At 65.9% G+C, this 20,905-nt stretch carries 18 protein-coding genes; 2 read left to right on the top strand and 16 right to left on the bottom strand.

Features of this window, described 5'->3' with window-relative positions:
• Positions 1 to 4 precede the first annotated feature (4 nt).
• The 8 genes from MNAB215_RS12965 to MNAB215_RS12930 form a co-directional block, all read right to left on the bottom strand.
• The gene (locus MNAB215_RS12965; RefSeq protein WP_077079215.1) at positions 5 to 2,440 is read right to left on the bottom strand and encodes a CaiB/BaiF CoA-transferase family protein; all 2,436 of its coding nucleotides are present in this window, start codon (positions 2,438 to 2,440) and stop codon (positions 5 to 7) included.
• A complete protein-coding gene (locus MNAB215_RS12960; RefSeq protein WP_077079214.1) occupies positions 2,437 to 3,564 on the bottom strand; it encodes a M24 family metallopeptidase in 1,128 nt (375 codons plus the stop codon). The genes MNAB215_RS12965 and MNAB215_RS12960 overlap by 4 nt, the downstream gene beginning before the upstream one ends.
• Positions 3,554 to 4,798 carry a M24 family metallopeptidase gene (locus MNAB215_RS12955; RefSeq protein WP_077079213.1) on the bottom strand — a complete coding sequence of 415 codons (1,245 nt, stop codon included), beginning with the start codon at positions 4,796 to 4,798 and terminating at the stop codon, positions 3,554 to 3,556. Before MNAB215_RS12955 ends, MNAB215_RS12960 begins: the two co-directional genes overlap by 11 nt.
• Positions 4,795 to 5,859 (bottom strand): amidohydrolase family protein, encoded by a 1,065-nt coding sequence (locus tag MNAB215_RS12950; protein WP_174604658.1) that lies wholly within the window; start codon positions 5,857 to 5,859, stop codon positions 4,795 to 4,797. Before MNAB215_RS12950 ends, MNAB215_RS12955 begins: the two co-directional genes overlap by 4 nt.
• Before the next feature lie 165 nt (positions 5,860 to 6,024).
• A complete protein-coding gene (locus MNAB215_RS12945) occupies positions 6,025 to 7,263 on the bottom strand; it encodes a cytochrome P450 (RefSeq protein ID WP_077079211.1) in 1,239 nt (412 codons plus the stop codon).
• 1 nt (position 7,264) lies between these two features.
• Positions 7,265 to 7,459: a ferredoxin gene (locus tag MNAB215_RS12940; protein WP_077081978.1), complete on the bottom strand. Its 195-nt coding sequence runs from the start codon at positions 7,457 to 7,459 to the stop codon at positions 7,265 to 7,267.
• Between the two features lie 11 nt (positions 7,460 to 7,470).
• Entirely contained in the window at positions 7,471 to 8,133 is a 663-nt protein-coding gene (locus MNAB215_RS12935; RefSeq protein WP_077079210.1) for a TetR/AcrR family transcriptional regulator, read from the bottom strand.
• Positions 8,134 to 8,212: 79 nt separating this feature from the next.
• On the bottom strand, positions 8,213 to 9,022 hold the full coding sequence (locus MNAB215_RS12930; RefSeq protein ID WP_077079209.1) for an SDR family NAD(P)-dependent oxidoreductase: 810 nt from the start codon (positions 9,020 to 9,022) through the stop codon (positions 8,213 to 8,215).
• Between the two features lie 150 nt (positions 9,023 to 9,172).
• Here MNAB215_RS12930 and MNAB215_RS12925 point away from each other — a divergent pair, with 150 nt between their 5' ends.
• Together MNAB215_RS12925 and MNAB215_RS12920 are read left to right on the top strand one after the other, a co-directional pair.
• A complete protein-coding gene (locus tag MNAB215_RS12925) occupies positions 9,173 to 9,931 on the top strand; it encodes an SDR family oxidoreductase (RefSeq protein ID WP_077081977.1) in 759 nt (252 codons plus the stop codon).
• Positions 9,932 to 10,015: 84 nt separating this feature from the next.
• The gene (locus MNAB215_RS12920; RefSeq protein ID WP_077079208.1) at positions 10,016 to 11,659 is read left to right on the top strand and encodes a multicopper oxidase family protein; all 1,644 of its coding nucleotides are present in this window, start codon (positions 10,016 to 10,018) and stop codon (positions 11,657 to 11,659) included.
• Here the strand turns inward: MNAB215_RS12920 and MNAB215_RS12915 are convergent.
• From MNAB215_RS12915 to MNAB215_RS12880, 8 genes are read right to left on the bottom strand one after another with little or no spacing between them, the layout of a single operon-like run.
• Positions 11,656 to 12,480, bottom strand: a complete 825-nt coding sequence (locus MNAB215_RS12915; protein ID WP_077079207.1) for an alpha/beta fold hydrolase — start codon at positions 12,478 to 12,480, stop codon at positions 11,656 to 11,658. The genes MNAB215_RS12920 and MNAB215_RS12915 overlap by 4 nt on opposite strands.
• Positions 12,480 to 13,469, bottom strand: a complete 990-nt coding sequence (locus MNAB215_RS12910; protein WP_077079206.1) for a cyclase family protein — start codon at positions 13,467 to 13,469, stop codon at positions 12,480 to 12,482. Before MNAB215_RS12910 ends, MNAB215_RS12915 begins: the two co-directional genes overlap by 1 nt.
• Complete coding sequence (locus MNAB215_RS12905) at positions 13,457 to 14,284, bottom strand: coniferyl-alcohol dehydrogenase (RefSeq protein ID WP_077079205.1); 828 nt, start codon at positions 14,282 to 14,284, stop codon at positions 13,457 to 13,459. The genes MNAB215_RS12910 and MNAB215_RS12905 overlap by 13 nt, the downstream gene beginning before the upstream one ends.
• A gap of 20 nt (positions 14,285 to 14,304) precedes the next feature.
• The gene (locus tag MNAB215_RS12900; RefSeq protein WP_077079204.1) at positions 14,305 to 15,603 is read right to left on the bottom strand and encodes an LLM class flavin-dependent oxidoreductase; all 1,299 of its coding nucleotides are present in this window, start codon (positions 15,601 to 15,603) and stop codon (positions 14,305 to 14,307) included.
• The gene (locus MNAB215_RS12895) at positions 15,600 to 17,348 is read right to left on the bottom strand and encodes an FAD-binding protein (protein ID WP_077079203.1); all 1,749 of its coding nucleotides are present in this window, start codon (positions 17,346 to 17,348) and stop codon (positions 15,600 to 15,602) included. Before MNAB215_RS12895 ends, MNAB215_RS12900 begins: the two co-directional genes overlap by 4 nt.
• Positions 17,345 to 18,262 (bottom strand): 3-carboxyethylcatechol 2,3-dioxygenase, encoded by a 918-nt coding sequence (locus tag MNAB215_RS12890; protein ID WP_245830295.1) that lies wholly within the window; start codon positions 18,260 to 18,262, stop codon positions 17,345 to 17,347. The genes MNAB215_RS12895 and MNAB215_RS12890 overlap by 4 nt, the downstream gene beginning before the upstream one ends.
• Positions 18,210 to 19,928 carry a bifunctional 3-(3-hydroxy-phenyl)propionate/3-hydroxycinnamic acid hydroxylase gene (locus tag MNAB215_RS12885; RefSeq protein WP_077079202.1) on the bottom strand — a complete coding sequence of 573 codons (1,719 nt, stop codon included), beginning with the start codon at positions 19,926 to 19,928 and terminating at the stop codon, positions 18,210 to 18,212. The genes MNAB215_RS12890 and MNAB215_RS12885 overlap by 53 nt, the downstream gene beginning before the upstream one ends.
• A complete protein-coding gene (locus MNAB215_RS12880) occupies positions 19,928 to 20,791 on the bottom strand; it encodes an alpha/beta fold hydrolase (RefSeq protein ID WP_077079201.1) in 864 nt (287 codons plus the stop codon). Before MNAB215_RS12880 ends, MNAB215_RS12885 begins: the two co-directional genes overlap by 1 nt.
• Positions 20,792 to 20,905: the final 114 nt, after the last annotated feature.

Raw genomic sequence — 20,905 nt, 5'->3', positions numbered from 1 at the left:
CGATTCAGCTCGCCGTGTACATCGTCGGTGCCCGGCCGATGACGCCGTCGGCCTCCAGGTCGTCGATTTCTTCGGCGCTCGCGCCCAACTCGGCAAGCAACTCGTGGTTGTGTTGCCCGAGCAGCGGCGCGGGTTGCGTGTGAAACACGCCTGGTCCGGCGGAAAACCTCATCGGCACGGTGCTGAGCCTGGCCCGGCCGTTCACCGGGTGGTCGACGGCTTCGAAGAAACCGCGGAACGACAACTGCTCCAATTCCGTTTGGCGATGCGGCTGCATCACCTTGGCCACCGGCACCCCGGCATCCCACAGGGTTGCGACGATGTCGTCGCCGCTGCGGTCCGCACACCAGGCGGCCAGGTGCTCGTCGATGAGATCATGGCCCGCACGCCGCCCGGCCACCTCGGCCAGCGCGGGATCGATTGCCCAGGAAGGCTTTCCGAGTGCACCGCACAGGCTGGCCCACTGTTCGTCGGTCTCGACCGCGATGGCGACCCAGCTGTCGAGCCGACCGAATTCGTCGGTGTCCGCGCTGAGGTAGAGGTTTTGCGGTGCCGCCGTCGGCCCGCGGTTCCCAGCACGTTCCAGGAGTGCGCCATACGCGGAATATTCCACGACCTGTTCGGCGGCGACGTTGGCCGCCGCATCGACCATCGCCGCTTCGACCAACACACCCGCGCCGGTGCGGCGACGGTGTTCCAGCGCGAGCAGCACCGCGTTGAGTGCGTGCACACCCGCGTTCGGGTCGCCGATCGAATACGGCTCGTAGGGGGTGCGGTCGGCGTAACCGGTCAACCAGCTCAGGCCCGCGGCCGACTCGATGGCATACGCGAACGCGGGATTGTCCCGCCACGGCCCGTCCAGCCCGAACCCGGGCATGCGCACCATCACCGCGCTCGGGTTAATCGATTGCACCGCAGCAAAATCCAGACCGATCTGATCCAGCACCCGCGGGGTGAAGTTCTCCACCACCACATCGGCGGTTGCGACGAGGCTGCGCAGCAACTCGCGTCCGCGCGGGCCCTGCAGGTCCAGCGTCAAACCCCTCTTGTTGGTATTCAGCGCGGCGAAGATCGGCGACTTCTCCCACCATGCGTCTTCGGTGACCGGTATCCCGGCAATCAGCCGGGTGCCGTCCGGCCGCCGCGTCGATTCGACATGGATCACATCGGCGCCCAGCATCGCCAGATAATGGGTGCAGCACGGCCCCGCCCAGAACGTCGTCATGTCCAGGACCCTGAGTCCGCTGAACGGCAGTCGATTTCGCGCTTTCGCAGCGTTAGGAGCCGGCCGCGGCGCCATTTCGGCGCACCGATAACGCGCGGTGTGCTGACCCAGCCGCGGCGCCGAACCCGGCTCGCGAAGCTGTGCGGGGAACATCCGGTAGGGATGGCCCGGCTGAAGAAATCCGTCGCGCGGATTGCGTACGAACGAGCCACGCTCCTGAAAGTGGTCCAGGGATGAGATGTTGGCTCCGTTCGCCACCGGGGCATTGGGAATCCGGAATGCCGTAGCGAGATCCCGGATTTCGTCGACCGGGGTGGCGGCAACCCATGCGTAGATGTCCGCGGCGTAAACGTTGGCGAGCTCGGTGATCGACAGGGGAGATTCTTCGTCGATCCACTCAGGGTGACCGACCATCGCGCACAGGTCGAACCATTGCTGGGCGGTGCCGCAGCCGAGGTCCACCAGACCGTCCTTCGCCTGCGCGACACCCGGAATCGTACGTCGCCGTGCGTCTCGCCAGGGCCGGCCCAACATTTCGAAGTACGTGACGGGGTAGTAGGTGAGGCCCAGGATCTGCGACTCGAGTATCGAGAGGTCGATCAGTTCTCCGCCGAGTCCGCGCAACCACGACGTCAGCGTCGCGACGCTCGCGTAGGCCCCGGCCAGATAGTGACCAACCTGCCCGCCGATGAAGATTGGTGCGCGGTCGGCCTCGCCACGTCCGAGGCCCACGATTCCGCCCGACCAGGCTTGCAGCGTGAATTCGGTCGCCGCCCGGTCGCGCCAGGGGCCCTCCAGGCCGAATGGCGTGATCGACGTGACGGTCAAATGGGGGTGGACTTCCCGGATCGCTGTCGGCGTAAATGCCTGAAAGTCCGCGACTTTCGATCCAGCCGACCAGATCACGGCGTCTGCTGACGCGAGCAGCTTACGGAGCATCTCGACGTCGTCCCCGACATCGGGGTCGGCGACCACGCTGTGCTTGGAACCCGACAGAAAGCTGAACAGCGCCCCGTCACTGTCGGGCGGAATCACCGCACCCGAGGCCGACCATCGGCGCAGCGGGTCACCTGAGGGTGATTCAACCTTGATAACGTGGGCGCCGCCGTCGGCGAGCAGTTTGGTGCAATACGCACCGGCAATCCCCGAGGAAAGGTCGACCACCGTGTAGCCGGTCAGCGGTGCCGCCGGCTGCGGGAGGCTCCTTTCATTCATGCATGCCAGAACGGGCTCGAGGTCAGTACTTCGGGACCGTCCGCGGTGATCAGCACCGCTTCTCGCCCGAATACCGCCCCGACTCCCTGTTCCCACACATAGCCAGTCACGGCAAGAACCATGCCGGGCTCCAAGCGCTCCTCGGCCGCGGTCGCGGGGAGGTGCTTGGAGACGACCGGCGGGTCAAAACCCATGCCCAGCCCGCGGGCCACCGGCATCGGTGGTGGCGGCTCGCCCGCTGCCTGGTAGGCGGCGAGCAATTCCCCCGCCCCGGCACCCGGCCGGCACGTGGCAATCAGCTTCTCCCACAAGTTTTCCCAGCGCCCGTAGAGCGGCGCGGCGCCGCCGACTCCTTGTCGTTTGTCCGCGGGCCAGGTTCGCCCGACCTCTCCGACATAACCACGGGCCAGCACTCCCGCGGAGAAGGCCACCAGGTCGCCGTCCTGAATGCGGCCGTCACCGTTGGCCCGTCGCCACGGATGCTCGCGTGAAGTCACCCATGCGACATCCTGATTCGACGGGGTGCTCACGCCGCCGGCCGCCGAGGCTTCCAGCAACACGCCGGCCAGGGCCTGCTCGGTGACGCCGGGCCGCAACTCGGACACCGTTGCCGCGAGGGCCGATTCGGCCACCGCGATGGATTCACGCAGCGCGGCCACTTCCTCGTCCGTCTTGATGCGCCGGGCGGCCCGCATCGCGAGTTCCCCGTCTACCAGTTCGGCGTTGGGAAATACCATTGGCAACAACTGCGCGAAGACCGGTGACAGCGCGTCGGTTCCGACGCGGCGGGCGGTGGCCGTGCCCTCGATGCGCTGCAAATTGGCGACGGTGTTCATCGGATTCCACGAGATGCCGTACAGGTTCTCGTGCGGGATGTCCTCGGGGACACCTTCATCCCAGGTGCTGAGCAGATGGATGGCGCCGGTCTCGCGGACCAGCACGCAGGACGGCCCGAAGGGCCTGGTCCCGGCGACCCAGAGCTGCGGTACGCCGGTCACGTATCGGACGTTGGCGAGCCGCCCCAGGACCAGGACGTCGAGATCGTGGGCGGCCATCTGCTCGAGCGCCCGTTGGCGGCGGCCCGACCGGAGCGTGCGCTCGTCGGGCAGGACTTCAGTTGCCATACGGGTCATAGGGGTAGTCGGTCAAGCGGATCCAGCCTTCCTCGGTGATCACCAGGACCTCTTCGCTGCGGTAGCCGCCGGTGCCGTCTTCCCACACCACCGGCTCCAGCACCAGAACCATCCCGGATTGCAGAACGAAATTCTCGTCGAACTCCTGCCCGAGATCGGTTCCGATCATCGGCATTTCGGCGGCATTCACGCCGATGCCGTGTCCGAGATAGAAGTGCGGCAGCCACGGCTTGGTGCCGCCATTGGCTGCGGTCGCCGCCCTACCCAGATCCGCCGCGGTGGCCCCGGCCTTGGCGACGCCCAGGACGGCGCTCATGATCTCGAACCATTTGTCGAACTGCGCCTGCTGACGCGGCGACGGATCCCGGCCGACGATCCAGGTGCGCCCGAAGTCCGAGCAGTAGCCCTGGTAGGTGATGCTGACGTCGGTCCACAGCACGTCACCCTCGGCCAGCTCGCGCTCGGTGCTCAGCAGCGGCAGCGCCAGGTCGCCGTGCGTGGTCCACACGCCTTCGGCCTTGCTCGGCGGCATCACCTGCCAAATGGGTTCGAGCATGCTGGCGGTGGCCCCCAGCTCGAAGGCGCGGCGCAAAAAGCTTGCGGACAAATCGGTCTGACGTATTCCCGGGGCCAGACGCTTCTGCACCTCGACCATCGCCTCGTCGGTGATCCGGATCGCCGTGCGCATGCACGAGAGTTCATCCGGGGTCTTGACCGACTTCGCAGCGCTGACGATGGCGGACGCGTCTACCGGAGCGCCGTCGGGGAATAACGACTCCGCGGCGCGGGACATGGCTCCGGTGAACTCGTCGACCGCGACCACCGAGCCGGCCGGGATCAGGTCGGCCAGCACACGCGCGAAATCGGCTACGCCCTCATCGAATTCGAGGTAGACCGGCCCGTGCAGGTGGTCTGCGGGCAGGTCGGATTCCTGCGAGGCGCCTTCGCGGAACGGCAGGAACAGGTGGGGCCAGTCGTCGTCGGCGAGCACCACGGCCACCGGGCGTTCGACGTAGGACAGCCCGGCGTCGCCGAGCGGCCAACTCGCGCCGGTCGCGTAGACGACCGAATTGTTGCCCAGCAGGATCATGGCGTGGACCCCGCGCTCGCCCATCGCCGAGCGCAGCCGAGCCCCGGTCTCCCGCCGCATCCGCGCCAGGTCAGGTGTTTCGGGGATCACCAGTCCATGACCGGCGCTGGCGCCCAGGTGTGCGAACGTCGTCACGAGAGGCCCAGGAACTTCGTGATGTTGTCGCTGACGATCTTCCTCGCATTCGCCGACCCGACGGCGTCGACCACGGCCCGCAACGACTTTTCGGAGTAGCCGTAGGTGCTTTCGTTGTGCGGATAGTCGCTGGACCACATCACCTTGTCCACCCCGATCTGGTCGATCAACTGCAGGCCCAGCGGGTCGACCATGAACGATGCGCTCATGTGGTTGTCCCAGTAGTAGCGGACGTCGTGCTCGAGCGGCCGATTCAGCATGTGCTGGTAGGACCCCATGAGGTGTTCGGCATCTTGCAAAGCCCAAGGAACCCAGGAGATTCCACCCTCGAACCAGCCGATGCGTAGCCCGGGGTGATCGTCGAGGATCCCGGTGAACAGGTATTTGGCGAATTGTTCGCGGAACCCGTCGATGTTGATCATCATGCCGACCACGACGCTGTTGAACTGGCACGGAGTTTTCGGCGGCGTCTCACCGATGTGGTGGGTGATCGGCAGTCCGGCCGCTTCGATCTCGTCCCAGACCGGCCTCATGGTGTCGCTGCCGTAGTCGATGATGTTGCCATCGTCGTCCTTGCCTGGGTTCAGGGGCAGCAGGAAGGTCTTGAGTCCCAGCGACTTCAGTTCGGCCAGTGTTCGTTTGGCGCCTTCTGGCTCCCACCAGTTGATCAGGCCCGCGCCGTAGAAGTGCCCGTCGGACCGCTCCTGCAGTTCCGCGATGTACTCGTTGTAAATCCGGAACGCCAGTTCGCGAAGCTTCTTGTCCGGGTAGTGGAACAGCGCCAGGACGGCGTTGGGGAATGCGAGTTCCTTCTCGACGCCGTCGTCGTGCAACTCCTGGATGCGGGCCTCGATGTTGGTGCTCGCCGCGCCGGGCAGGTCGTCGTACTGCATGAGCACCGCGCTGAAGTCGCCGGGCAGGAACGACTGCCCCTTGCGCCCGACTTGGTAGGCGCCGTCCTCGTACCAGATCCGCGGCGCCTTGTCCTTGAGGTCGTCGGGAAAACGGTCGTAGAAGATGTCGTCGGCCAGCGAGATGTGGTTGTCCGCCGAGAAGACCACGGTCCCCTCCGGCAGGCCCATATCGCTGTCGGCCGCGTGGCCGCGGCGATCCTTCGGCGCTCCATAGCCTCCGGGCGGGTAGAGCGAGGTGGTTGTCGGCGTTGACATTGTTGACCCTCCAATTGGATCGGGGTTTGAGATCTCTGGCCGCTCAATCGATTTCGGTCACCAGGTCACCGGCAATTCATAGACGCCATACGCGAGCCGGTCATGCTTGAACGGGACGTCCTCGATCGGCACGGCCAGTTCCATGGTCGGGATGCGGCGGAACAGAGTTTGGTACACGATCTGTAGCTCCGCCCGGGCAAGCTGCTGTCCGACGCACTGATGGCGACCGTAGCCGAAGGCGACATTGCGATCGGCCCCCGAGCGGTGCAGGTAGAGCCGATCGGGTTCGGTAAAGGCGTCCGCATCCCAGTTCGCCGGCGCCAGGTCGATGATGATGCCGTCGTTCGCGTGGATGGTCTCCCCGGCGATGTTGATGTCTTCCAACGCAACCCGGCGCTGGCCATTCTGGATGATGCTGAGGTAGCGCAGCAACTCCTCGACCGCGTTGGCAAGGATTTTGGGATCCTCGGCATCGCGGATGACGGCCGCCTGGGAGGGGTTCAGCAGCAGCGCCAGGACGCCGAGCCCAATCATGTTCGCCGTGGTTTCGTGCCCGGCGATGAGCAGTCCGGTGCCCAGCTGCGCGGCCTCTTTTACGCTGAGCTCGCCGGCCTTGACCCGTTCGGCGAGGTCGGAAACCGCGTCCTCGGCGGGGTTTTCCATCTTCGCTTCGACCAGCTGAGCCAGGTACTTGTGCAGGCTCATCGCGCCCTTCATCGTGTCCTCGGCGGCGGCGTAGCGCGCGAGGCCGACATTGGCGTGATGCTGGAACATTTCGGCATCCTCGTAGGGCACGCCCAGCATCTGACTGATCACCAACGACGGAACCGGCAGCGCGATCGAGGAGACGATGTCCGCGGGTTGCGGGCCGGCCAGCATGGTGTCGATGTGGTCGTCGGTGATCTGCTGGATCGAGGGCCGGAGCCCTTCGACTCGGCGGAACGTGAACGGCTTGGACAGCATCCGCCGGAATCGGGTGTGCTCGTCGCCGTCGGCGGTGAACACCGATCGGGGACGCTTGTGAACGGTGGACAGCATGCCCTCGTTCCAGTGCGGAAAGCCGGGCACCCGGTCGTCAACGCTGACTCTGGAATCCGAAAACAGGTCGCGCACTTGCTCGTAACCCGTGATGAGCCATGGCGTGCTGCCATCCCAGATCCGGACCCGGGACAACGGCCGCTCCTCGGCCAGGGCCATGACGTCCGGCGGCGGGGCGAACGGGCAGCGCGCGTCCCGGTCCATCGGATACGCCGGAATCTCGGCCTCGGTCGTACTGCTGGTCAGTGCTTCCGACATGTCATTCCTCGATGTGGATGGCTTGCGCGGGGCACGCCGCGGCTGCCTGGCGGGTGGCCTCGGTCTGATCGTCCGACGGATGCTCGTTGAGTAGGACGACGACACCGTCCTCGTCCCGCTGGTCGAAAACCTCGGGCGCATTCATGACGCAGTTGCCCGAGGATGCGCAAATGTTCTGGTCGACAATCACTTTCATCTGCATGCTCTTCACTCGTGCGGTGTCACCGGCGCCAGCCATAGGCCGACGATCGCGTCGATGAGGCCGAAAGACGCGGCCCGCCAGGATGGTTGGGCCATGGGGGAACCTGCGGCGAGCGCACGCTCGCGGTCGGCGCAGGTGTGCATCAACAGGTTGCGGGCCATGATGTTGCGTTCGAAGTGCACGTCCGCGGGCAGGTTGGGCAGGCAGCGGTTGAACCCGTCGACCACCTGAACCAGCGACGGCGAGCTGAGCGCGCCCTTGACGACGATGTTGTAGTAGGCCGGATCAGTCATCGCCTGCGCGGCGAAGCGCGCGTACCAGGTGGGGTTGCCGAGATCGGCCAGGTGATCGGTGAGGGGGCGGACCAGGCAGGCCACCCAATCCCGCAGTTCGGCGTTGCCGCCCGACGCGAGCAGGTCGGCGACCATCTGCTCACGCAGCTCCTCGACGGGCCCGCGGTGCTTTCTCTCGATGGCGCGCACCAGGTCCGCCTTGGTGCCGAAGTGGTATCCCACCGCGGCGTTGTTGCCCTGTCCCGCGGCCTCGCTGACCTGCCGGTTCGATACAGCGAACATGCCGTGCTCGGCGTACAGCCGCTCGGCCGCCACCAGGATGGCCTCCTGGGTGGAGCTGGCCCGCTCGGTGCGGACCGTCCTGGCCGTGGTCATTGGACTAGTCAACCTCGCTCGCCGTCGTTAAGTCAAGCGCTTGATTTAATTTGCCCATGATGCTGCCGGCCATGGGCGCTCATCCCTCGCGCTTCCTCGGACGGACCACCTTCCCGGCCGAGGTCCCGCCGTCGACCGGGAGCACGGTTCCGGTGACGTAGCGCGAGCGCTCGGTGGCGAAATACAGCGCGGCCTGGGCAACGTCGTCGGTCGTGCCCTCCCGCTTCAGCGGCCGGTCATCGCGCATCCCCTGGCGGATCCGGGCCTCGAACTCCGCCAGCTCATCTGGATCCATCCCGGCGGCCGACTTACCCAAGATCGGCGTGGGTATGCTCCCGGGCGCGATGGCGTTGACGCGAATGTCGTAGCGCGCCAGCTCAATTGCCGCCGACTTGGTGAACTGGATGACGGCGGCTTTCGATGCGCGATAGATCATCACCCCGCCGCCTGCCTGGATCCCGCCGATCGACGTGAGGTTGATGATCGATCCCCCGCCGCTTTCGGCCATGTGCCGGGCAGCATCTCGGGTACCGGCCATCACGCCCAGCACGTTGACCCCCATGATCCGATGGAAATCCGACAGGTCGTCGTCGAGCAAGCGGCGCAAGGGGCTGGAGACCGCGGCGTTGTTCACCATCACGTGCAGCCCGCCGAATTTCTCGACGGTCGCCGCTATCAGTGCCCCGACCTGTTCGGGATCCGAGACGTCGGTCCGCTGGAAAAAGGCGGCGCCGCCCAGTGTGGCGGCCAGCTGCTCGCCCATGTCGGTCGCGACATCGGCGATGACGACCCGGGATCCCTCGGCCACAAAGCGTTCCGCTATTCCGCGACCGATACCCGAGGCACCGCCGGTGACGATGGCGACCTTGCCATCCAGTTCGTTGACCACACGACGAGTTAATCGGGGTCGCGAGCGTTAAGTCAAGCAGTTGATTTAAGCGTTCCGAGCAGAAAGCACAAGCCAGAGCCTTGGCCGACTGGCGGGGTTCGACAATGCTTGGTTCGCCAGGACATCTCGCAAACGTTGAAAGGCAAGATCATGAAGGTGTTAGTGATCGGCGGCAGCGGGCTCATCGGTGCACAGGTTGTCGCTCAGCTAGCGGAGTTGGGACACGAAGCCGTCCCGGCCTCGCCCCGCTCGGGCGTCAACGCCGTCACCGGCGAGGGTCTCGCGCAGGCCGTCGCCGGTGTCCACACGGTGGTCGACGTGGCCAACTCACCATCCTGGGCCGACGACGACGTGCTGGAGTTCTTCACCACCTCGACCCGCAACCTCCTGGCGGCGGAGCGGGCGGCCGGCGTGGGAAACCACGTCGCGCTCTCGATCGTCGGAGCCGACCGGGCCGCCGAAAGTGGTTACCTGCGAGCCAAAGTCGCCCAGGAGAAGCTGATCGTGGAATCGGGAGCTCCCTATACCATCGTGCGGGCCACCCAGTTCTTCGAATTCGTTGACGGCATTGCGGATTCGCTGGCCGACGGTGATACGATTCGCGCGCCGCATGGGGCGTTCCAGCCCATCGCCGCCGCGGACGTCGCCACGGCCGTCACCCGCGCGGCGGCCGCCGATCCACTCAACCGCGTGATCAACATCGCCGGCCCGGATAGGCAAGGCATGGACGACTTCATCCGAACCCGTTTCGCCGCCACGGGCGACAACCGCAACGTCGTCACCGACACGGACGCCCGCTATTACGGCGCGGTGCTCGACGACCGCACGATCGTTCCCGTCGACGGCGAGGAACTCACCGTCTACCCCACCAGTTTCAGCGACTGGCTGGCCGCGCACGCGACGCGCTAGGAAGGTCAACTGTTGCGCTTTGGCTAACGGCCTAGCACGGTATAACTCGCCGGGGACGAATGGACCGACGACAAGGAGCGACGAATGCCGGTGCTACCCATAAGCGGGGTCCCCGTGGACGGCACGCAGCTCTCCAGGCGCGGCTTCATCGCCGCCGGCATCGCCGGCGGATTGACGCTGGCGGGGTGCAGCAACTCCGCGCCACCGGTGCCAGGTGCCGCGGCCCAGATGACCGCCGCGATCGCTGCCGCCGAGGCGGCGCGTCCGCACAGCGGGCGCACCGTGACAGCCAGCTTGACCCCGCAGGTGACGCAGATCGACCTGGGTGGACCGATTGTCCGGACGATGGCGTTCGGGGACACCATTCCCGGGCCGGTGATCCGAGCCAAGGTCGGCGACGAGCTGGCAGTCAAGGTCTCCAACCGGCTGGGCGAGCCGACGTCGGCGCATTGGCACGGCATCGCGTTGCGCAATGACATGGACGGCGCCGAGCCCGCGACTGCGAATATCGAGGCGGGCCAGGACTTCACGTACAAGTTCTCCGTGCCGAATTCGGGAACCTACTGGGTCCACCCGCACGTCGGCCTTCAGGACGACGTGGGACTTTACCTGCCACTCATCGTCGAGGATCCCACCGAGGGGGACTACGACGCCGAATGGATTGTGGTACTTGATGATTGGACCGACGGCGTCGGGAAGACCCCGCAGCAGTGGTACGAGGAACTCGCGAATCCGAGCAAGCCACCGATGTCCATGCCAGCATCCCCGTCTCCCTCGACCACCGCGACGAGTCCGACAACCTCGACGAGCGAGACTACTTCGACGAGCGCGACCAGCTCGACGAGCGGGACCACCTCGGCGAGCGCGAGCAGCTCTGCTCCACCGCCCCCAGCGCCGGCGGCGCGCGTCGGCACCAGCGACCTACTCGGCGGTGACGCAGGAGACATCGCCTACCCGTACTATCTGGTCAACGGCCGAATCCCCGCAGCTCCCACCACCTTCGAGGCAAAGCCGGGTCAGCGCATCCGGATCCGATTCATCAACACCGGCGCCGACACCGCATTTCGGGTGGCGCTGTCCGGACATACGATGACAGTCACCCACACCGACGGCTTCCCGGTAGTGCCCAGGGAGGTTGACGCCCTGCTGATCGGCATGGCGGAGCGTTACGACGTCATTGTGACCGCCGCCGACGGCGTCTTCCCACTGGTCGCGCTGGCCGAGGGGAAGAACGCGCTGGCGCGAGCGCTGCTGTCGACCGGCAAGGGCAGCGCTCCCGATCCACAGTTCCAACCACCCGAGCTCACCAAGCGGGTGGGCACCATCGAGATGTTCTCTGCCACTACGCCGGTCAACTTGGGCCGGCCCGACCCCAACCTGAACCTTCCGGTTGTGCTGGGCGGCAACATGATGCAGTACAACTGGACGATCAACGGCGAGCCGTGGAGCAAAACCAATCCATTGCAGATACGGCAGGGACAACGACCGACCCTGGCGTTCGACAACACCACGATGATGTATCACCCAATCCACCTGCACGGTCACACATTCCAGCTGATCAACGCCGACGGCACCCCAGGCGCCCGCAAAGACACCGTGATCGTGCTGCCCAAGCAGAAGCTGAATGCCGTTCTGGTCGCCGACAACCCTGGGCAATGGGTGATGCACTGCCACAACAACTACCACCAAGTCGCCGGGATGCAGACCGTTCTGAACTATGTCTTCTAACCAACGCCGCCGAGAAATTCCAGCAGCAACTCGTTGACCGCTGACGACCGCTCGATCTGCGGGCAGTGGCCGGCGTCGTCGACCACCACCGAGCGGGCGACGTCGATCTGCTTGGCGATCTGAGCCGCCCAGCCGGACGGGAGCAGCTTGTCCCCGCCACCTTCGACGACGATCGTCGGCACACCGATGCGCTCGTAGGCCCGCGCACTCGACGGCGTCGAGGAGGGTCGGGCATTGGGGCGCCGAAAACGGGCCGCCGCTATCGCTTCCCATGCCCCGGGAGCGGTGCTGGACTCGTAGCGGCGCTGCACGTAGTCGTCGTCGGCGGGATAGCCGGCGTCGTAGAACAGCGCCTCGACAATGCTGCGCATCGCCGGCAAGGATGCATCGTACTGCTGCAGCGCTTCGAAGTACTGGTTCTGCTGGATCTCCCCGCCGCCGCAGATGATGCCCAGGGAGCGGATAGGCAGTAGCGGCCCCTCCGACGTAGCGTCGGTGAGCAGGTTGATGGCACCCATCGAGTTACCGACGAAGTGTGCCGAGTCGATGCCGAGCGCCTTGCAGAAGCGGGCCACGTGGCGAATCCGCATGCCGCGGCCGTCGACGAAGTCGATGACCTTCGCCGACTGCCCGTACCCCAGCTGATCCGGTGCCAGCACCCGATACTGCGCGGCAAGTGCGGCGATGTTGCGTTCCCACCCGAGCTCCGCGCTGCCGCCAAACTCGCCGCCGTGCAGCAGCACCACCGGATCGCCTTGGCCCGCTTCTAGATAGCTGGTGGCCAGGCCGTCGACGAGCATGGCCTTGCGCTGAATCTGCATTATTTGATCGCTATCGGATTGACGGGAGAACCCACGGCCCCAACGAATCTCAGAGGCGGCGCGATGAGTTGAAACTCGTAGACGCCGTCGGCCGCGCAGTCATCGGCCAGCGCGGCCAGATCCCAGTACTCGCCGAGCATCAGGCCCATGTCACGAATCGCGAGCAGATGGAAGGGCAAGAACACCCCGTCGACGCCGGACACCGGATCTTCGACTTGCAGGTTGTCGGAGGCGACCGCCGCGATGTCGTTGTCGTGCAGCCAGTGCGCGCACCGCCAGTCCAGCCCGGAATACAGTTCGGTCTTGTTCCCGGTCTGCAAAAACCTCGTCCACCAACCGGTTCGGATGAGCACGATATCACCGCGACCGACCGTCACGTTCTGTGCCCGGACGACGTCGTCCAATTCCTCAGGGGTGATTGGGTTTCCGTGTTCGAGGAAGACCTCGGCGCCGCGATGGCGCACCACATCCAGCAGCACACCCCGCGAGGTGATGCCCTTGCCGTCCACCTTCTCGATACCGAGGTGGTAGGCGCCCAGGCTGGTCACCGAACCGGCGGGGATCCCGTTGTAGAGCAGGTCGTCGTAGTAGACGTGCGAGAGCGCGTCCCATTGGGTGGCCGCCTGCAGCGGCATGATGATCATGTCGTCGTTGAAGCGGAACAGATTGTCGACGAGATAGCCGCCCATCTGCTTCGCCGTCGGGTTCCTGGCCCAGTTGGGTCCGTAGTGTGCCAGCGTGCTGGAGTCTCCACCGTCCACAGTCATCACGTGGATGGGGTTGTGCCGAAACCCAAAGGCGCCCTGTGGTCCCGACGAGCCGAAGTCCACGCCGAGCGGAAACACCTTCCCGTGCTTGACCAGGCTTGCGCCCTGGGCCACCTTTTCTTCGGTGATGAAATTCAGCGTGCCGAGCTCGTCGTCGGCGCCCCAGCGGCCCCAGTTGGACACCTCACGAGCCGCCTGGCGAAAGTCCGTCACACCGGCCACGGAGCACGCCCTTCCTCGAGTTCACGGGCGATCGCGGCGCCCACGTTTCCGCCGTCGACCCATATCACCTGACCCGAAATATAACTGGCCGCATGGCTATTCAGAAAGAGCAGAACCGTCGCCTGTTCCGCGGGCTCGGACACGCGACCCAGCGGCTTGGGGATGTCGTCAAGGAATCCCTGCCCGTAGGCCGTGCGCAGCTGGTCCAGGATCGGCGTCTCGGTGACCCCTGGCCCGGTGCAATTGATGCGAATGCCACGGGCGCCGAGCGGCGTCGCATTTCGCATCGTGTACAGGATGATCGCTTCCTTGGACAGTTGGTAGCCGGTGCCCAGCGTATCGGGATGCCTTGCACACCAGTCGATTCCGTCGGCCATACTCGCGGTGTCGAGCAACGGCGCCACCTCACGCAGATGCTCGCGGTATCCAGCCGCCGCGAGCGAGGACACGCTCACGATCGACGAACCCGCAGGCATCTTGGCAACGAGCGCCTCGGTGAAATGGCGCATCCCCAGAAAGTTGATCGCGACGATCAGCTGCGGGTCGCCGATGCCCGAGGAGACCCCGGCAATGTTGAACAGCGCGTCGACGTGCCCGTCAATGGACGTCACTGCGCGATCGATCGAGGCCGGGTCGGCCAGGTCGACCTCACGAAAGTCGTTGAGCTCGAAGGCCGGACGGCGCTTGTCGAACCCGACCACATCGGCCCCGAGTTCGGTGAGCTGGCGCACCACGTGTTCGCCGATACCTGACGCACACCCGGTGACCACGGCCCGGCGGCCGTCGTAGCGCCACAGCTCGTCGATGTGTCCCAACGCTACACCCTCTTTCGGGGTTACTTACGTTCTTCCTTCGCGCGCTGTGCCGCCTGCACGCGGCCCTCGTTGATCTCCGCCATCGCCTCGGGGATCTCGCTGGCGGTGAACTTGTCGCGCCCGGTGGGCAGACCGCCGAACGAGTAGGTCTCGTCGAACAGCGGCGCGCCCGACGTGTGGCGTCGCGCCTCGACCTTCTCGATGACCGGTGCGAGCCGCTTGGCTTTGTCGGCCAACGCTTTCTGGTCACGCTCGATGAACTCGGGCAACACCTCTTTGCCCATCAGCTCGATGGATTCCATGGTGCCCTCGTGGCTGCGCGGGTTGAGCAGCAGGATGATCTCGTCGACGCCGCTCTCCTCGTAGCCGCGCAGGAATTCGCGCACGGTATCCGGCGTGCCGATCGCCCCGCGCCCGGGGCCGTAGGCCAGCGTCGGGTCCTTCTCGACCTCTTCGAGGTACCGCTTCCACACCCCGGTGCGGCCAGGGGTGTGCATCCCGGTCAGGTAGTAGTGCATGATGCCGAACGAGAAGAATCCGCCGCCCTGCCCCAGACGTTGCAGCGCCTGATCTTCGGTCTTGGCAACCATCATTGACAGGTCACCGCCAATGGCCAGGATGTTCGGGTTGATCTGTGGCGTGATGGGCACGCCGTTCTCCTCGAATTCCTTGTAGTAGCCGTTGACTCGCTCTTTCAGCGGCCCCGGACCGGTGTAGGCGAAACTCAGTGCGCCGATGCACTTCTGGGCGGCCATCTGCACGCTGGCCGGCCGCGTACAGGCGACCCAGACCGGCGGATGCGGCTTTTGCAGCGGCTTGGGGATGACGTTACGGGGCGGCATCTGGATTTGCTCACCTTTGAAACCCGTGAACGGTTCCTCGATCATGCAGCGGATCGCGACCTCAAGGGATTCCTCCCACTGCGCGCGTTTGTCGGCGGGATCGACATCAAATCCGCCGAGTTCACCGACGGAGGAACCTTCACCGGTACCGAATTCGACACGCCCGTTGGAGAGCAGGTCGATAGTCGCGACGCGCTCGGCCACCCGGGCGGGGTGGTTAACGGCGGGCAACAGGTGCATGATGCCGAAGCCCAGCCGAATGTTCTTGGTCCGCTGGCTGGCCGCGGCCAGGAAGATCTCTGGCGCCGTGGAGTGGCAGTACTCCTCGAGGAAGTGGTGCTCGGTCAACCACGCCGTGGAGAACCCGGCCTTGTCCGCGGCCTCGACCTCGTCCAGGCAGTCTTGCAGCATCTCCCGCTCGTCATCCGGCGCCCAGGGGCGCGGCAGGGCGAATTCGTAGAACAGTGAAATTTTCATTGCTTCCTCCTATGAGAATTAAGGGCGTGGGTGGCCTTTTGTCCTGCAATGTGTTTCGCGGCGACGAAGCCGAAGGTCATGGCCGGGCCGATGGTTGCCCCGGCGCCCGCGTAGCTGCGGCCCATGACTGCCGCGGAGGTGTTGCCCACCGCGTACAGGCCGGGCACCACCGTGGCGTCCGGTCGCAGCACTCGCGCATATTCGTCGGTCAGCAGGCCGCCCGAGGTCCCCAGATCGCCGAGGACGATCCGGAACGCGTAGTACGGCGGATTCCCCAGCGGGTACAGGTTCGGGTTGGGCAGGGTCGGGTCGCCGTAGTAGTTGTCGTAGACGCTGTCGCCCCGGTGGAAATCGTCGTCATGCCCCTTGTGCGCGAGTTCGTTGAAGCGACTTGCCGTGTGGCGAAGTTGCTCGGCCGGGACGTTGATGTTGGCCGCCATCTCGTCCCAGCTCATCGCCGATTTGACCACGCCCGATTCCAGCCAGGCCGCCGGCACCTTGCGGCCGGTGGGTACCGGCGCGAAGGGAATCTTCGGTATCGGCAGGTGGCCGCCGACGACGTAGCGGTTGAACGACCGGTGATCGGTGATGAGCCAGCACGGGATGTGGGTGACGCCGGAGCGCTGGCCGTCGATCATGGCGTGGCCGAAATCCATGTACGGCGCCGCCTCGTTGATGAAGCGTTTGCCTTCGCCGTTGACGATGAACTGCGACGGCATCATCCGCTCGTTGAGCATGAATTGCATCCGGCCATCCGGCCATTGGATGGCCGGGAACCACCATGCCTCGTCGAGCAGATCGGTCGCCGCACCCACCTTTTGCCCTGCCCGGATGCCGTCGCCCATCGAAGCGGGGTTGCCGAAGCTCCAGTCTTGGTCCACGACGGGCAGGTGCTCCTTGCGCCAGGCGAGGTCGTGGTCGAATCCCCCGGACGCCAGGATCACACCGGCGCGCGCGGCGATCCGGCGTTTCGCACCGTCGCGCTCCACCACGGCCCCGGTGACCGATCCGTCGGCGTCGGTGATCAACTCGACCATCGGCGAGTCGAGCCACAGCGGGATATTGCGCTCCCGCATCGCCAGACGCAACCGGGCCGCCAACGACTGCCCGATGGCCGCCATGCGCTCGCCGAGCACCCGGGCCCTGAGCATGCGGGCGACCAACTTCAGCAGCACACCCTTGCCGGCCCAGGACTGCCTGATCCGGTAGAACTGTCGTAACTCCTTGGGGCCCAGCCAGATTCCGCGGGGAGCGAACGCGAGCGGCGCGAGCAGCTGCTGCTCGTCGACGCCCAGCTTGCGCAGATCGATGGGCGGCACGTTGATGGTGCTGCCCAGTTCGGAGCCGCCCGGCAATTCCGGGTAGTAGTCGGCGTAGCCGGGCTTCCAGACGAATTCGAACCAGCTGGACAGACCCTCGAGGAATTCGAGCATTTTCGGTGCCGACTCGACGTACTGCCGGATGCGCGCTTCGCTGACCAGACCGTCGGTGATCTCGAGCAGGTATTTGACCACGCCTTCGGGTTCCGGGACGTAGCCCGCCCTGCGCTGCGAGGGCGCTCCGGGCACCCAGATGCCGCCGCCGGACAGCGCGGTGGAACCGCCGAACTGGGGCGACTTCTCCACCACCAGAACGTCGAGTTCCGATGCGGCTGCGGTCAGGGCGGCCGCCATGCCTCCACCGCCGGATCCGACGATCAGCACGTCGACCGCGTGGTCATGGCCGTTGGTCTGCGGGGACGTCATGTCGGCATCGCCGTCCTGATGGCGAACCCGGCGATGAGTTCCTCGGCCTGCTTGTAGTACCGCAGCCCTGTCCGGTACTCGCCAGCGGTCCCCAACGCCGCGAAAGCGGCTATCCACGTCCTGATTTCATGTGCCGAGCTGCCACCCTCGTAGAGCACGAACGAGTTCGACCACTGGTCGAACTCGTCGAGCCGTCCGCCGTCGACGATTTCGAGGAAGCGCTGATCCCACGTGGGGTTCAGTGGCTGCAGGTCGCTCTCGCCGGCGGCGAAGCTGCGGGCCGCCTCCATCACGGCCGTCTGCCGGGCCTGGCGCTGCTCGGGCGTCATCGGCCGGCCGTGCACGATCCGCTCCAGCGCCGCGGGCGGCGCTGTCGCCAACGTGGGCACCGGGGGGCTGTGCGAGAGCCCGCCCGATCCGATGATCAGGACCCGCTTGTCCAGGGTGGCCAGGTAGGTGCCGACTGCGGTGCCCAGCGCGCGGATCCGATGCAACGGCCCCAGTGGCACGGCGACGCCGTTGACGAAGACCGGTATCACGGGTCGCGCGGTGGCGTCCCCGAACAGCTTCTCCAGCGGCTGGACGGTGCCGTGGTCCACATCCATGCTCGCCGATATCGCGACGTCGACCCCCGCGTCGAGCACGGCCTCCGCGCACTGCTCGGCCAAGTCCTGCGGCACCGGAAGCGGGCCGGAGTGCGTGCCGTAATCACCAACTCCACTGGCGCTCAACCCGATACAGAAGGGCGGCATCGCGCGGTAGAAGAAGCCGTTGTAGTGGTCCGGGGAAAAGACAACGACGAGTTCGGGGTCGTAGTCGTCGACGAAGGCGCGCGCCTGGGCGATCGCTCCCTCGATGTCGTCAAGCAGGTCCCGCGACGGCCCGGGAAGATTCAGCAGCGGGCTGTGGGACATACAACACAGAGCCAGCGTCACTTTCGCACTCACCCCCTCCCGGGGTGAGAGTGAGGGCATCGATCAGCGCGGCGCTCAGGTCGGGGGCGAGCTGAGCGATGCAGGCCCCCGCGATGCACCGGTCGGGACGCAGGAAAACGACCGATTCCCGGCGGACATCGAACCAGGACTTGAGGTCTCCGGCGCGGTCGCCGACGACGACGACATCCGGGTCGTCGTGCGCGGTCCAGTGCAGCTGCGTCGACGGCCGCAGCGCAATGAAGCTTGCCCCCAACGCTTTCCAGCTCACGAAGGCCTCGTCGCCGAGAATCTTGCGCGGGTTGTTGTTCCAGCACAGCACGGCGAACCACGGGCCGAGCACGTCGTCGAGCAGGACGTCCTGCTGCTTGCGGGTGTCGACCTTGGGCTGGATGAACAGGGTACCCACCGGCGACTCGGGGTTGCGCGGCACTTTGGGATCAAGCGCGTGCACGACCGCGCCTTGCTCGTAGCGCGGCATCGGTTTGAACCGCATCTCGAGCACATACCGCTTGAGCGTGGGGACAATTGACGCCGAACGCACCAGCAGGTCGCGGGCCGACGCGACGCGCCGGTTGGTGGGTGAGATCACCCGGCCGACCATGGTGGACAGGTCGATCATTGCCCGGGCGTGCTTGCGCCGCTCCACGTCGTAGCTGTCCAGCAACTCGTCGCCGGCGTGGCCGTTGACCACCGCGGCCAGCTTCCAGCCGAGGTTGGCGGCGTCGCGAATACCGCTGTTGTAGCCCTGCCCCTGCCACACCGGCATCAGATGCGCGGCGTCGCCGGCAAGCAGCAGCCGGCCGCTACGGAACGCGCCGGCGATGCGCGAGTGGTGCGTGTAGACGCGGCGGCGGATCACGTCCACCCGGTCGGGGTGGGGCACCATCCGCGCCAGCATCTGGGTCAGGAACTCCGGGTCCTCTGCCTGCTCGTCGGATTCGTCGGCGTGAATCATGAACTCGAAGCGGCGAATTCCGTGCGCAATCGAGATCGAGGCGTACGGGCGTTCGGGGTCGGCGCCCACCTCGCTGTTCGGGTGGCCAAGCGGATCGTTGGCGATATCGACAACCAGCCACCGCGTCGAGGACGTCGTGCCGTCGAACGACACACCCATCGCTCGGCGCGTCAGGCTGCGCCCGCCGTCGCAGCCGACGACATAGCGCACGCGCACGCTCGTGGCAGCACCGTCACCGCCGAGCGTGACGGTGACCGCATCGGCCGATTCTTCGCACGCGGTCATGGGCCGGCCCCACCGCACCTCGACGTGCGCGAATCTGTCCAGGCCGGTGAGCAATTCGGCGTCGACCAGCGGCTGCACGAACCCGTTGCGCTTCGGCCAGCCGAAACGTGCATCGGGAGGGGCCATTTCGGCCAGCACCCGGCGCTTGGCGTCGACGAACCGCAGGATCTGGTTGGGCACGGTGTGCGGCAGGACGCGATCGACCAGACCGATCGACTGAAAGGTACGCAGCGACTCGTCGTCGAGACCCACCCCGCGCGGGTAGTCGATGAGGTTGTCCCGCTCCTCGACCACCAGCGTCCGCACGCCTTGCAGGCCAAGGATATTGGCAAGCGTCAAGCCGACCGGTCCAGCGCCGACGACCAACACGTCGAAGGCGTCGGATTCCGCTTTCCGTGCGGCCATCAGCGACCCAGCAGGAAGTCGAGGTGCAGGCTGTTGAAGGTCTTGGCGTCCTCGTACTGCGGCCAGTGGCCACAGCCCTGCATGACCTCGAACCGCGCGCCGGGGATCATGGAAGCCATCCGGCGGCCCTCGGTCACGTCGGCCGTCGGGTCATCGCTCGTCCAGAGCACCAGCGTCGGTGCGGTGATCGATCCGTATTGGGCCGGGCCGAGAATGTTGCGTGCCCGGATCTCGGGGTCCTGCAACGCCATGATGTCGCGCATGGCGTCGACGAATCCTGGTTGGCGGTAGATGCGCTGGCGGCTGGCGACCAGGTCGTCGTAGTCCTTGGATTTGTCGGCCATCAACCACTTAATGCGTGCCTGAACCGTTTCCCACGTTGGGCTTTCGGCAGCCGCCATGGACAACGTGATGATCCGCTTCATCACCTCGGGGTCGGCCTGGGACCCGCCTGCGGTGTTGAGAACGAGGCGCACCACCGCGTCCGGATGGTCGACCGCGGTACGGGCCGCCACCCAGCCGCCGAGGGATTCACCGCTGAGGTAGACGCGGTCGGTACCGATGGTGCGCAGCACGGCCATCAGGTGGGCGACGTAGTGGCTGACTTCCAGCGGGTGGCCGGGCTTGTCGGTGTAGCCGTGGCCGAGCATGTCGATCGAGTAGGTGTGGAAATGCTCCGAGTGCGAGGCGAGGTTTCGGATGTAGGCCTCGGCGTGGCCGCCGGATCCATGCAGCAGCACCAGCACCGGCTTGTCGGGATCGCCCGCCCGCAGGAACCGTGTCCGAACCCCGTCGGCATCCAGGTAGCCCTGCTCGAACGCGACGCCCTGCAGGTCGCTCCATACGCTCTCGAACTCCGCCACTGGTTCCTCTCTGGCCAGGCTGGTGGAAATGTGCTTCTCGTTTTAGACTAAGGCGATGTGCGAATATCGCACACTAGCGTGCGTTATATATTAGAGCTTCGCTCTCGCAGGGAG

This window comes from Mycobacterium numidiamassiliense (genome assembly GCF_900157365.1).
Classification (GTDB): Bacteria; Actinomycetota; Actinomycetes; order Mycobacteriales; family Mycobacteriaceae; genus Mycobacterium; species Mycobacterium numidiamassiliense.
Note: the sequence above shows the minus strand (reverse complement) of the source record. Positions and strands in the feature narration are given on the sequence as shown.